The 11,883-nt window shown below is 70.6% G+C and carries 11 protein-coding genes and 1 pseudogene; 6 read left to right on the top strand and 6 right to left on the bottom strand.

Going from position 1 to position 11,883, the window contains the following annotated elements:
• Window positions 1-49 precede the first annotated feature (49 nt).
• The 5 genes from ACWC2T_RS03055 to folE all read left to right on the top strand — a co-directional run bounded on the left by ACWC2T_RS03055 (window position 50) and on the right by folE (window position 6,038).
• Window positions 50-1,183, top strand: coding sequence for a zinc-dependent metalloprotease (locus ACWC2T_RS03055; protein WP_450668727.1), 1,134 nt, complete (start codon window positions 50-52; stop codon window positions 1,181-1,183).
• A 191-nt stretch (window positions 1,184-1,374) separates the two neighbouring features.
• The gene (gene tilS / locus ACWC2T_RS03050; RefSeq protein WP_450668726.1) at window positions 1,375-2,454 is read left to right on the top strand and encodes a tRNA lysidine(34) synthetase TilS; all 1,080 of its coding nucleotides are present in this window, start codon (window positions 1,375-1,377) and stop codon (window positions 2,452-2,454) included.
• Window positions 2,455-2,502: 48 nt separating this feature from the next.
• Window positions 2,503-3,063, top strand: coding sequence for a hypoxanthine phosphoribosyltransferase (hpt, locus tag ACWC2T_RS03045; protein ID WP_031165039.1), 561 nt, complete (start codon window positions 2,503-2,505; stop codon window positions 3,061-3,063).
• A 217-nt stretch (window positions 3,064-3,280) separates the two neighbouring features.
• Window positions 3,281-5,320: an ATP-dependent zinc metalloprotease FtsH gene (gene ftsH / locus ACWC2T_RS03040; protein ID WP_351210201.1), complete on the top strand. Its 2,040-nt coding sequence runs from the start codon at window positions 3,281-3,283 to the stop codon at window positions 5,318-5,320.
• 112 nt (window positions 5,321-5,432) lie between these two features.
• Window positions 5,433-6,038, top strand: a complete 606-nt coding sequence (gene folE / locus ACWC2T_RS03035) for a GTP cyclohydrolase I FolE (protein WP_450668725.1) — start codon at window positions 5,433-5,435, stop codon at window positions 6,036-6,038.
• A gap of 34 nt (window positions 6,039-6,072) precedes the next feature.
• Here the strand turns inward: folE and ACWC2T_RS03030 are convergent, their stop codons facing one another.
• The 6 genes from ACWC2T_RS03030 to ACWC2T_RS03005 form a co-directional block, all read right to left on the bottom strand.
• On the bottom strand, window positions 6,073-6,561 hold the full coding sequence (locus ACWC2T_RS03030; RefSeq protein ID WP_450668724.1) for a DUF3180 domain-containing protein: 489 nt from the start codon (window positions 6,559-6,561) through the stop codon (window positions 6,073-6,075).
• Between the two features lie 80 nt (window positions 6,562-6,641).
• Window positions 6,642-7,253: a 2-amino-4-hydroxy-6-hydroxymethyldihydropteridine diphosphokinase gene (gene folK, locus ACWC2T_RS03025; RefSeq protein ID WP_450668723.1), complete on the bottom strand. Its 612-nt coding sequence runs from the start codon at window positions 7,251-7,253 to the stop codon at window positions 6,642-6,644.
• Window positions 7,250-7,609, bottom strand: coding sequence for a dihydroneopterin aldolase (gene folB, locus ACWC2T_RS03020; RefSeq protein ID WP_450668722.1), 360 nt, complete (start codon window positions 7,607-7,609; stop codon window positions 7,250-7,252). Before folB ends, folK begins: the two co-directional genes overlap by 4 nt.
• A gap of 249 nt (window positions 7,610-7,858) precedes the next feature.
• A complete protein-coding gene (locus ACWC2T_RS03015; RefSeq protein WP_388767251.1) occupies window positions 7,859-8,392 on the bottom strand; it encodes a nuclear transport factor 2 family protein in 534 nt (177 codons plus the stop codon).
• Entirely contained in the window at window positions 8,389-9,435 is a 1,047-nt protein-coding gene (gene folP, locus ACWC2T_RS03010; protein ID WP_450668721.1) for a dihydropteroate synthase, read from the bottom strand. The genes ACWC2T_RS03015 and folP overlap by 4 nt, the downstream gene beginning before the upstream one ends.
• A 228-nt stretch (window positions 9,436-9,663) precedes the next feature.
• The gene (locus ACWC2T_RS03005; RefSeq protein ID WP_450668720.1) at window positions 9,664-11,478 is read right to left on the bottom strand and encodes a phosphatidylglycerol lysyltransferase domain-containing protein; all 1,815 of its coding nucleotides are present in this window, start codon (window positions 11,476-11,478) and stop codon (window positions 9,664-9,666) included.
• Window positions 11,479-11,704: 226 nt separating this feature from the next.
• On the opposite strand from ACWC2T_RS03005, the pseudogene ACWC2T_RS03000 reads away from it, so the two are divergent.
• A pseudogene (locus ACWC2T_RS03000) lies at window positions 11,705-11,883 on the top strand (esterase); the annotation flags it as partial.

Raw genomic sequence — 11,883 nt, 5'->3', positions numbered from 1 at the left:
GATCCTCATGGCCTGCCCCGAGCGGGAGCGGTCCCGTACGGTTGACGACATGACTGGCTTCGGTGGCACCACATCTCCCGGGATGGTCGACTGGAACCTCGCGGTGGCGACCGCGACACGGCTCGTACGGCCGGGCCCCGACGTCAGCCGCGACGAGGCACGCGCCGTCGTCGCGGAGCTGCGCCGGCACGCGAAAGCCTCGGAGGAACACGTCCGGGGCTTCACTCGTATGGGCACCGACGACCTCCACGGCACCCCCGTCCTGGTGGTCGACCGCCCCGGCTGGGTACGGGCCAACGTCGCCGGTTTCCGGGAGATCCTCCGGCCGCTCCTGGAGAAGATGCAGGAACGGCGCGCCGGCAGCCCGGGCAGCGCGGTCCTCGGCACCGTCGGCGGCAAGGTCACAGGCGTGGAACTCGGCATGCTGCTGTCGTTTTTGTCCTCCCGTGTCCTCGGCCAGTACGAGACCTTCGCCCCGGCCACCCGTGACCTGCCCGCCGGGGAGAACGGCGGCGGTCGGCTCCTGCTCGTCGCGCCGAACATCGTCCACGTCGAGCGCGAACTCGACGTCGAGCCGCACGACTTCCGCCTGTGGGTGTGCCTGCACGAGGAGACCCACCGCACCCAGTTCACGGCCGTGCCCTGGCTGCGCGACCATCTGGAGGGCGAAATCCAGTCGTTCTTGGCCGAGACCGACGTCGACCCGATGACCTTCCTGGAGCGCATCAGGGAAGCCGCCCAGTCCCTCGCCGGAGGCCGCCCCGAGGGTGAGGAGGAGGACGGCGGCCGCTCCTTCGTGGAGCTGGTGCAGACCCCCGCCCAGCGCGAGATCCTGGCCCGCCTCACCGCCGTGATGTCCCTGCTGGAGGGCCACGCCGACTACGTCATGGACGGCGTCGGCCCCAGCGTCGTACCGACCGTGGCGGAGATCCGCGAGAAGTTCCAGCAGCGCCGCGCCAAGGGCGCCTCCCGCCTCGACCTCGCACTGCGCAAGCTGCTGGGTCTGGATGCCAAACTGAGGCAGTACCGGGACGGCGAACGGTTCGTACGGGCCGTCGTCGAGCAGGTCGGCACCGACGGCTTCAACCGCGTGTGGACCTCGCCCAACACCCTGCCCACCAAGGCGGAGATCGCCAAACCGGCGGACTGGGTCGCGCGGGTGCACCGCAAGGCCGAGTCGTGAACGGCATGGACACGTCGTGAATCGAATCCGGCCGACGGCAGGCGAACGCCCCTCCAATCACCCGTCCGAGGGACCGTGGGTCATGCGTAGGCGTGCAATGCTCGGGGAACCGCCCGCTTCTGTCACCATCTACACACTCTGAGTGACCGGCTCGGGCTCACCCCCCGAAAACTTCATGAAGGGAACCGGACATGGGTCCCCATCCTGCGGTCGCGGCGATACGCCTGGCGGTCCGCCGCGTCCTGAACGACATCCTCAACGACCACCGCGCCTCCAGCGGCCCCGGCCGACAGGCCTCGGGCGAGCCCGGCCGGCAGGCCTTCGGCGCGCACCCGGACCGGACGGCCGAGCGGCTCCCCTCCCCGCTCGTGCTCGTCGCGTGCTCCGGCGGCGCCGACTCCATGGCCCTCGCCTCCGCCCTCGCCTTCGAAGCGCCCAAGCTCGGCATCCGCGCCGGAGGCGTCACCGTCGACCACGGCCTCCAGCCCGGCTCCGACCTCCGCGCCGACGAGGTCGTCCTGCGCCTGCGCGAACTCGGCCTCGACCCGGTCGAGTCCGTCGCCGTGAGTGTCGGCCGCGACGGCGGACCCGAAGCCGCCGCCCGCGACGCCCGCTACGCCGCCCTCGACGCCCTCGCCGAACGCCACGGCGCCACCGCGGTCCTGCTCGGCCACACCCGCGACGACCAGGCCGAAACCGTCCTGCTCGGCCTCGCCCGCGGCTCCGGCATCCGCTCCCTGTCCGGCATGGCCGCGGTCTCGGGGGCCGGCGGCCGTTACCGCCGCCCCTTCCTGGCACTCGACCGGCAGACCGCCCGCAAGGCCTGCATGGTCCAGTCCCTCCCCGTCTGGGACGATCCTCACAACGCCGACCCCGCCTACACCCGCTCCCGGCTGCGGCACGAGGGCTTGCCCGCCCTGGAGAAGGCCCTCGGCAAAGGAGTCGTGGAGGCGCTCGCCCGCACCGCCCAGCTCTCCCGCGACGACGCCGACGCCCTCGACGCCTGGGCCAGCCAGGCCGAGGCCTCTGTGCGCGATGCCGCAGGTCAGCTGGAGTGCACCAAGCTCTGCGTCCTCCCGCCCGCCGTCCGCCGCCGCATCCTGCGCCGCGCCGCCATCGAGGCCGGCGCCCCGGCCGGTTCGCTGTTCGCCCGTCACATCGAGGAAGTCGACCGCCTGATCACCGGCTGGCGCGGTCAGGGAGCCATCAATCTCCCGGGCAAAGTCGTCGCCCAGCGGCAGGGTGGCAGACTGGTGATTCGGCAAGGCTGAATCCTCACCCCCACGAGGGGTGAGCGGCCGGTGGGACGACCGAAAGTGATGCGGGTGGACGCGAAAGACATGGGTGCCGACCTCCAGCAGGTGCTCATCACCAAGGAAGAGATCGACGCGAAGCTGGCCGAGCTGGCCGCGAAGATCGACGCGGAGTACGCGGGCAAGGACCTGCTCATCGTGGGCGTCCTCAAGGGTGCCGTGATGGTCATGGCGGACCTCGCCCGGGCGCTGTCCACCCCCGTCACCATGGACTGGATGGCCGTGTCCTCCTACGGCGCGGGCACCCAGTCCTCCGGTGTCGTGCGGATCCTCAAGGACCTCGACACCGACATCAAGGGCAAGCACGTCCTGATCGTCGAGGACATCATCGACTCCGGCCTGACCCTGTCCTGGCTGATCAACAACCTCGGCTCCCGCGAGCCCGCGTCCCTGAAGGTGTGCACGCTGCTGCGCAAGCCGGACGCCGCGAAGGTCGCCATCGACGTCGAGTGGGTCGGCTTCGACATCCCGAACGAGTTCGTCGTCGGCTACGGCCTCGACTACGCCGAGAAGTACCGGAACCTGCCGTTCGTCGGTACGCTCGCGCCCCACGTCTACGGCGGCTGAGCCGGACCGAGGTGGTGTGAGCCACTCGGCCCAAGCCTTGTAGGACGATCGGGAACCCCGGCGGGTTCCGCGCCGTTGAAGCATGCAAAGACGGGTTTCCCAGCCCCTCGAAGCAGGCTTCGTGCGGCTTCGGACCACCGCGCTGGGGTACCGTCAGAAGAACTGTCTTATCAAACTCACTATGGCAGGAGGGACGGGGCGGCACCGCTCCGTATGGATGGACGTGAAGCGATACTTCCGTGGGCCGGTCATGTGGATCGTGCTGGCCGTCCTTGCCGTGGTCGTGTTGATGCAGGTCGTCGGCTCGTCCGGCGGCTACAAGACGGTGGACACCGGCCAGGTCGTCGCGGCGATCAATGACAACAGGGTCCAGTCGGCCAAGCTCACCACCGGCGACGAGCAGACCATCAAGGTCACCCTCAAGGACGGCCAGAAGGTCGACGGCAGCTCGAAGATCCAGGCGAGCTACATCGGCGACCAGGGCGTGACCATCGCCAGCTCGCTGCAGACCAAGTACGAGCAGAAGCGGATCCCGGACGGCTACACGGTCTCGCCGTCCAAGCAGAACCCGTTCGTCGGCGTCCTGCTCTCCCTGCTTCCCTTCGTTCTCATCGTGGTCGTGTTCCTGTTCCTGATGAACCAGATGCAGGGCGGCGGCTCCCGGGTGATGAACTTCGGCAAGTCCAAGGCCAAGCTCATCACCAAGGACACCCCGAAGACGACCTTCGCCGACGTCGCCGGCTGCGACGAGGCCGTCGAGGAGCTCCACGAGATCAAGGAGTTCCTGCAGGAGCCGGCCAAGTTCCAGGCCGTCGGCGCCAAGATCCCCAAGGGCGTGCTGCTCTACGGCCGTCCGGGTACCGGTAAGACCCTGCTCGCGCGTGCCGTCGCGGGCGAGGCAGGGGTGCCCTTCTACTCGATCTCCGGCTCCGACTTCGTCGAGATGTTCGTCGGTGTCGGCGCCTCCCGAGTCCGTGACCTGTTCGAGCAGGCCAAGGCGAACGCTCCGGCGATCGTCTTCGTCGACGAGATCGACGCGGTCGGCCGTCACCGCGGCGCCGGCCTCGGCGGTGGTCACGACGAGCGCGAGCAGACCCTGAACCAGCTGCTCGTCGAGATGGACGGCTTCGACGTCAAGGGCGGCGTGATCCTCATCGCCGCCACGAACCGCCCGGACATCCTCGACCCGGCGCTGCTGCGCCCCGGTCGCTTCGACCGCCAGATCGCGGTCGACCCGCCGGACCTGCAGGGCCGTCTGGAGATCCTCAAGGTCCACCAGAAGGGCAAGCCGGTCGCGCCCGACGTCGACCTGTCCGCCGTCGCCCGCCGCACTCCCGGCATGACCGGTGCCGACCTGGCGAACGTCCTCAACGAGGCGGCGCTGCTGACCGCCCGCGGCGACCAGAAGCTGATCGACAACAGGGCGCTGGACGAGGCGATCGACCGCGTGGTCGCGGGCCCGCAGAAGCGGACCCGGATCATGTCGGACAAGGAGAAGAAGATCACCGCGTACCACGAGGGCGGTCACGCCCTGGTCGCGGCGGCCTCGCCGAACTCCGACCCGGTCCACAAGATCACGATCCTGTCCCGCGGCCGTGCCCTCGGCTACACGATGGTCCTGCCCGACGAGGACAAGTACTCGACCACGCGCAACGAGATGCTCGACCAGCTTGCCTACATGCTGGGTGGTCGCGCCGCCGAGGAACTGGTCTTCCACGACCCGACCACCGGCGCCGCGAACGACATCGAGAAGGCCACCAACCTGGCCCGTGCGATGGTCACGCAGTACGGCATGACCGAGCGGCTCGGCGCCATCAAGTTCGGCGGCGACAACAGCGAGCCCTTCCTCGGACGTGAGATGGCTCACCAGCGCGACTACTCGGAAGAGGTCGCCGCGCTGGTCGACGAAGAGGTCAAGAAGCTCATCGAGACCGCGCACAACGAGGCCTGGGAGATCCTGGTCGAGAACCGCGACGTGCTCGATCAGCTCGTCCTTCACCTGCTGGAGAAGGAGACCCTGGGCAAGGAGGAGATCGCCGAGATCTTCGCCCCGATCGTCAAGCGCCCGCCGCGGCCCGCCTGGACCGGCTCCTCCCGCCGCACCCCGTCCACCCGCCCGCCGGTGCTCTCCCCGAAGGAGCTCGCACTGACGAACGGCGCGAACGGCGCGACGGCCGCGATCAGCACGGCCAAGTCCACCGCCGCCGAGCCGACCCCGGTGACGGACCAGACCCCGGAGGACCGCCCGGAGAACTGATCGGGTTTCGGCCAACCCGGCCGGAATGAATGCCGCGCCCCCCAGGTTTTAGCCTGGGGGGCGCGGCATTTTCGTATGCCCGCGGGCAGGACGTAGAGGAACGAGGCAACAGATGACCGACCCCGTGACGCTGGCCGGTGAAGGCTTGATCGGCGAGTTCGACGAGAAGCGCGCCGAGAACGCCGTTCGCGAACTCCTGATCGCGGTCGGTGAGGACCCCGATCGGGAGGGGCTCAGGGAAACGCCGGCTCGAGTGGCGCGGGCGTACCGGGAACTGCTGGCGGGGCTGTGGCAGGAGCCCGAGGACGTTCTGACGACGACGTTCGATCTCGGGCACGATGAGATGGTCCTGGTGAGGGACATCGAGATCGTGTCGCTCTGCGAGCATCATTTGCTGCCATTTCATGGCGTAGCTCACGTTGGTTATATTCCGGCTGAAACAGGCAAAATTACCGGCCTTTCGAAGCTCGCGCGCCTGGTCGAGGTCTTCGCGCGTCGCCCGCAGGTGCAGGAACGACTCACCACCCAGATCGCGGATTCCCTCATGCGGATCCTCGAGGCGAGGGGCGCGATCGTGGTCATCGAGGCCGAGCACATGTGCATGTCCGTGCGGGGCATCCGCAAGCCCGGCGCCAAGACCACCACGTCGGCGGTCCGCGGTCAGCTCCGCGATGCCACGACCCGCGCCGAGGCGATGAGTCTGATACTGGCGAAGTGACCTCGTCGGCCTCGTCGGTGACTGAAACCGGCGGTCATGCCGCCGGTTCTGCTCCCGGGGGCTTCTGGTCCTCGTCCTCCGGGAGCTTGCACACCCGCTCCAGGAACAGGGCCGCCGCTATGACACCGATGCCGGCCAGGACCGAGAAACCGGCGTAGAAGGCCTGGTCGCGGCGGGCGGGGATGTCGAGGAGTTCCAGCAGAAAGACGCCCGTGCCGCCGTACATGCCGGCGACGAGGGCGGCGACCAGGGCGCTCGCCTGGCCGAAGACCACCGCGCGGGCGGCCATCAGGGGGTCGACGCCCTTCGCGCCGGGCCGGCGCTCGCGCTGGGCCTTGAGACGGGCCCGCAGCGAGAGCGCCGTGGCGAGCAGGACTCCTGCGATCAGGGCGAGCACGATGGGGGCGGCCAGGGGGACGCTGGGGAGGGTCCCGATCGAGTTCCAGAGGCGGGCGCCCGCCCAGGACAGGATCCCGGCCACGACGAACACGCCCGCCAGCACCCTGATGCGCAGCTCTCTCACGGTGTCCCTTCAGCTCCCCCGGACCGGTCCGGACTGCGGTCGTCTCGGCCTTGTCGGTGGAGACGTCTTGACCTTAACGACTACTCGGGCAGTCGGAGTTCCAGGTCCTCGCGGGGTTCGACGCCCGTACGGGTGACGGCCGACAGCAGTTCGGCCACCCTGCCGCGGCCGGGCAGCTGGGCCTGCGGGTCCACGTCGTGCCAGGGCGCGAGCACGAAGGCGCGCTCATGCGCGCGCGGGTGGGGCAGGGTGAGCTGGGGGTCGTCGGAGGTGATGTCGGCGTAGGCGACGATGTCGACGTCCAGGGTGCGTGGGCCCCAGTGCTCGTCGCGGACGCGTTTGTACGCCTCCTCGATGGCGTGGGCCCGCTCCAGGAGGGAGGCCGGGGGCAGGGTCGTCTTGAGGAGCACGACCGCGTTGAAGTACGACGGCTGGCTGCCGGGTGCCACGCCCCAGGGCTCGGTCTCGTACACCGGGGAGACGGCCTTCACGCGGACGCCGGGGGTGTCCTCCAGCGCGTCGACGGCGCCCTGGAGGGTCTCCAGGCGGTTGCCGAGGTTGGCGCCGATGGAGATGACGGCCCACTTGGGGTTCTGCAGGGTCGTGTCGGCGGCGTCGACCTTCTCGACGACGGAGGCGGGCACCGGCTGGACGGTCGGGTCGCTGTGACCCTGGAGGAACGGTCGGGTCATACTCGGCTCCGGGTGATGGTGACGGTCACGTCGTCGAAGGGGACGGTGATCGGTGCGTCCGGCTTGTGGACGCAGACCTCGACCTCCTGGACCCCTTCGTGCTTCAGGCAGGTCTGGGCGATCCGCTCGGCGAGGGTCTCGATGAGATCCACCGGCTCACCCTCGACCACGGCCGCGACCTCCTCGGCCACGATGCCGTAGTGGACGGTCTTCGCCAGGTCGTCGTCTGCCGCCGCCGGCCGGGTGTCCAGCCCCAGGACGAGGTCCACGATGAAGGTCTGGCCCTCCTCGCGCTCCTTGGGGAACACACCGTGGTGCCCGCGGGCCTTGAGGCCGCGCAGCGCGACACGATCCACGCGAATCACTCCTGCAATCGTCGGGAAGGACCGGTCCGTACCACGTGCGGGCGGCACACCGGCCACTGACGAATCTACCTGCGGCCACTGACAAAGCCGGGTTGCGGGGCCGTGGCCCCGGGCCGGTACCACGAGGGTTCATCTCGCGTTTCCCCGGGAAAACCCGGCGCTGTCATGGGGTGGTAGCGGCTCCTACCCCGGGGTAGGTGATTCCAACCACTTCTTGCTCCGGTGGAGGCGTCCGCCCGCTCACGCGAGGGGTCCGTCGTCCGGATTCACGCCGTCGACGCCGGGCTCGCCGTCCTCCTCGTCACTCTCCGCCAGCACGGGGGAGGCGTGGTGCGACCAGAGCTTCCAGCCCGCCGGTGTGCGCCGGAACACGTTCGTGGCGACGACGAGCTGGCCGACCAGTGGTCCCAGTTCCGCGCCGTCCTCGGGCGCGGGGCCGCCGCTGAGGATGTTCTCGGTGCAGGTGACGAGTGCGGTGTCGCCGGTGACGGAGACGTGCACGTCGGTGAGGAAGAACTGGATGTAGTCGGTGTTGGCCATGATCAGGGCGTACGACCTGAGGACCTCGCCGCGGCCGGTGAGCACCGGCCAGCCGGGGTGCACGCAGGAGATCACGCCGGTGTCCGCCGGGTCGTGGTACTCCTCGTCCACGCCCAGGTCGGCGGGGGTGAGCCAGAGGGAGGACAGCTCCTCGAAGTCACCGCGTTCCATCGCCTCGTAGAAGGCGGTGTTGGCGGCCTCCACCTGCTCGACATCGGTATGAGGGGCGCTCACCGGGCTCCTTCCGCCCCTCGCCAGCCACTGGCGCCGGCCGCGCGCCCACTGCCGCACGCCCCGGGCTCGCCCACGGCGCTCGGCGTGTTGTCCGCGTCACGCGCCGCGTGCTCGCCCTCCGCGCCGGGCACGACCGTCGCACGCGCCCCACGTTCGCTTCCCGCCTCCGGCGCTGAGCCTGCCGTACGCGCCCCCTCCACGGCCCGTGCGACCCGCACCGCATCCGCGGTGGCGCGTACCTCGTGCACGCGCACCGCCCACGCGCCGGAGTGCGCCGCGAGTGCGGAGACGGCGGCCGTGGCGGCGTCGCGCTCCCGGGCCGGCGGGGGCGCGCCCTCCGGCCCCGCGAGGACCCGGCCGAGGAACCGCTTGCGGGAGGCGGCCACGAGCAGCGGGTGGCCGAGGGCGCGCAGGCGGTCGAGGTGGGCGAGGAGGACGAGGTCGTGCTCGGCCTCCTTGGAGAAGCCGAGGCCGGGGTCGACGACGATCCGGTCGGGGGCGATGCCGCCGGCCAGAACGGCCTCCACGCGCGCGTGCAGTTCATCCACGACCTCGGTCACGACGTCCTCGTAGACGCCCCTGACGCCGGCGCCCTGGAGGAAGCCGCGCCAGTGCATGACGACGAACGGGGCGCCCGCGTCGGCGACCACCGGGATCATCGCGGGGTCGGCGAGGCCGCCGCTGACGTCGTTGACGAGGGCGGCGCCGGCCGCGAGGGACTGTTCGGCGACGGAGGCGCGCATGGTGTCGACGGAGACGACGACGCCTTCGGAGGCGAGGCCTCGGACGACCGGGATGACCCGCCGCAGTTCCTCGGCCTCGTCCACGCGTGTGGCGCCGGGGCGGGTGGACTCGCCGCCGACGTCGACCAGGTCCGCGCCCTCGGCGACGAGGTCCAGGCCGTGCTTGACGGCGGCGGTCGTGTCGAACCAGCGGCCGCCGTCGGAGAAGGAATCGGGGGTCACGTTGACGACACCCATGACCGCGCACCGGTCCCATACCGGAAGGCCGGCGACCCGGCCGCGCCCGCTGAGGTTGTTCATACGTTCAGCGTAGGCCCCGGAGGACGCCGGGCAGGTGCGGCGGCCCGGGCGGGAGCCCCGTGCTGGAGGGGGCGGGGCTCCCGCCCGGGCCCGTCCTCGGCCGCACCGCTCGGTCCCGCGGCCCTCACGCCGTCCCGCGGCGCGCGGGCCGTACGGACGTGTGGCGCGCGGGCCGTACGGACGTCCGGCGCTCGGGCCGCACGGACCCGTGGTGCTCAGGCCAGGTGCTCAGGCCGCGCGGACGTCCCGTTCCGCCATGGCGTGCGCGCAGGGGCGCTCGGCGGCCGCCCTGCGCCGGCGCAGGAAGCGCGGGAGCGGCAGGGCGAGGTTGACGAAGCCCTCCGCCTGCATGGCGGCGAAGCCGATGCGGGGCAGGTCGGCGCTGTTGCGGTAGACCACGAAGCGGGGTTCCCAGCGCGGCTGGAACTTGGCGTTGAACTTGTACAGCGACTCGATCTGGAACCAGCGCGAGAGGAACACCAGCAGCCCGCGCCAGGCGCGCAGCACCGGGCCGGCACCGATCTTCTCGCCGCGCGCGAGGGCGGAGCGGAACATCGCGAAGTTCAGCGAGACGCGGGCGATGCCGAACTTCGGGGCGGCCTGGAGGGCGGCGACGATCAGCAGCTCGTTCATGCCGGGGTCCGCGCTGCGGTCGCGGCGCATCAGGTCCAGCGAGGCGCCGTCCGTGCCCCAGGGGACGAAGTGCAGAACCGCCTTCAGGTCGCCGTACTCGCCGGGCTCGTCGTCCTGCTTGTGGGCGGTGGCGATCAGGCAGTCGCCGTCGGCGGGGTCGCCGACGCGGCCGAGCGCCATGGAGAAGCCGCGCTCGGTGTCGGTGCCGCGCCAGTCCTCCGCCGCCCGGCGGATGCGCTCCAGTTCGGCGTCGCCGAGGTCACGGATGCGCCGTACTCGGGTTTCGTAGCCGGCTCGCTCGATGCGCTTGACCATTTGGCGTACGTTGCGCATCGCGCGTCCGGCGAGCGAGAAATCCGCGACGTCCACCACCGCCTCGTCGCCCAGCTCGAGGGCGTCCAGGCCGGTCTCACGGGTCCACACCTCGCCACCCGTCTCCGAGCAGCCCATGACGGCGGGTGTCCAGGAGTGCGCCGTGGCCTCGTCCATGAAGCGCTCGATGGCGCCCGGCCAGGCCTCGACGTCGCCGATCGGGTCGCCGCTGGCGAGCATCACGCCGGAGACGACGCGGTAGGTGACCGCCGCCTTGCCGCTGGGCGAGAAGACGACCGCCTTGTCGCGGCGCAGCGCGAAGTGGCCGAGCGAGTCGCGTCCGCCATGCTTCTCCAGCAGGGCCCGCAGGCGGGACTCGTCCTCCTCGGTGAGGCGGGCGGCCGGGTGCTCGGGGCGGAAGGCCAGGTAGATGGTGGTGGCGGCGGTGATCCAGCCGAGGGCGCCGAGGGAGAAGGCGACGGTCCAGGACGTGTTGCCCTGGTAGTCGACCGGGCCCTCGAAGCCGAACAGGCCGTAGACGACGTGCGTCAGCCGGTCGGCCAGGCTCGGATCGCCGATCGTCCGGTGCGGGTGGACGCTGACGATGATGAGTCCGAGGACGAGGGAACCGGCGCTCATGAGTACGAAGTTGGTAAGAGCCCGCCACCTGCTGCGCGGGTCCGGCAGGGCCGCGAACTGGTCACGATGGAGCAGAAGCGGCACGAGCAGGGCCACCGCGATGAGCGCGCCGACGACCGAGTGCCGGTACGCGAACTGCGCCACCGCGCCGGCCGGCAGCAGCGCGACCGCGGCCCGCCACGCCCGGCGCTTGCGCCGTTTGAGCCCGTGCGCGAGCAGCAGCAACAGCACGCCGGAGCTCAGCGAGAGGGCGGCCGCGAAGGGTCCGAACGAGCCCGGCAGCACCTCCGCGATGGCGTGCATACGGCTGTGACGGAAGCGCGGGAACACGCCCGCCGCAATGTCCAGGACGCCCACGAGGGTGGCCGCCCTGCCGACGAGAACGGGGACGGCCTCGGGGCGCGGGCCGCGCAGTATGCGCCGCGCCCGGCCTGATCGGCTCGGAACCTCGCCCGACATTTCCCCATCTATCCTGACAGACATCGCATCCCGTAGTTCTGCGAGAGACCTTGAACCCGGGCCCGATCGGGCATCCGGCGACATTGCGCCCTCTAGGACGGTGTCTCGGGGGGAGAGGTTCACTCCCCACCGGAAAGTCGGGTCAAAGGCCAAGGAAAGCCCCGGGCAAGCCTTCGCAACGCAGCGTGGGCGGCGCCGGGCGGAAAGTGCAGGCAGGAAACAGCCCATGGGACTCACGAGCAACAAAGTGCTGATGCTGGCGATCGTCCTCGCCGTGCTGCTGTTCGTCTGCACGGTGTGGTGGTGGCCACGGCTGGCCAGGCAGAGCTGGCGGGCCGTCAGCGGGCGGGTCGGCCTGCTGCTCACCACCCAGCTGGCACTCTTCGCCTCGGTGGGCCTCGCCGC

It is taken from the genome of Streptomyces sp. NPDC001393 (genome assembly GCF_053597455.1).
The sequence above is the reverse complement of the archived record's forward strand: the minus strand, read 5'-3'. Positions and strand labels throughout refer to the sequence as shown.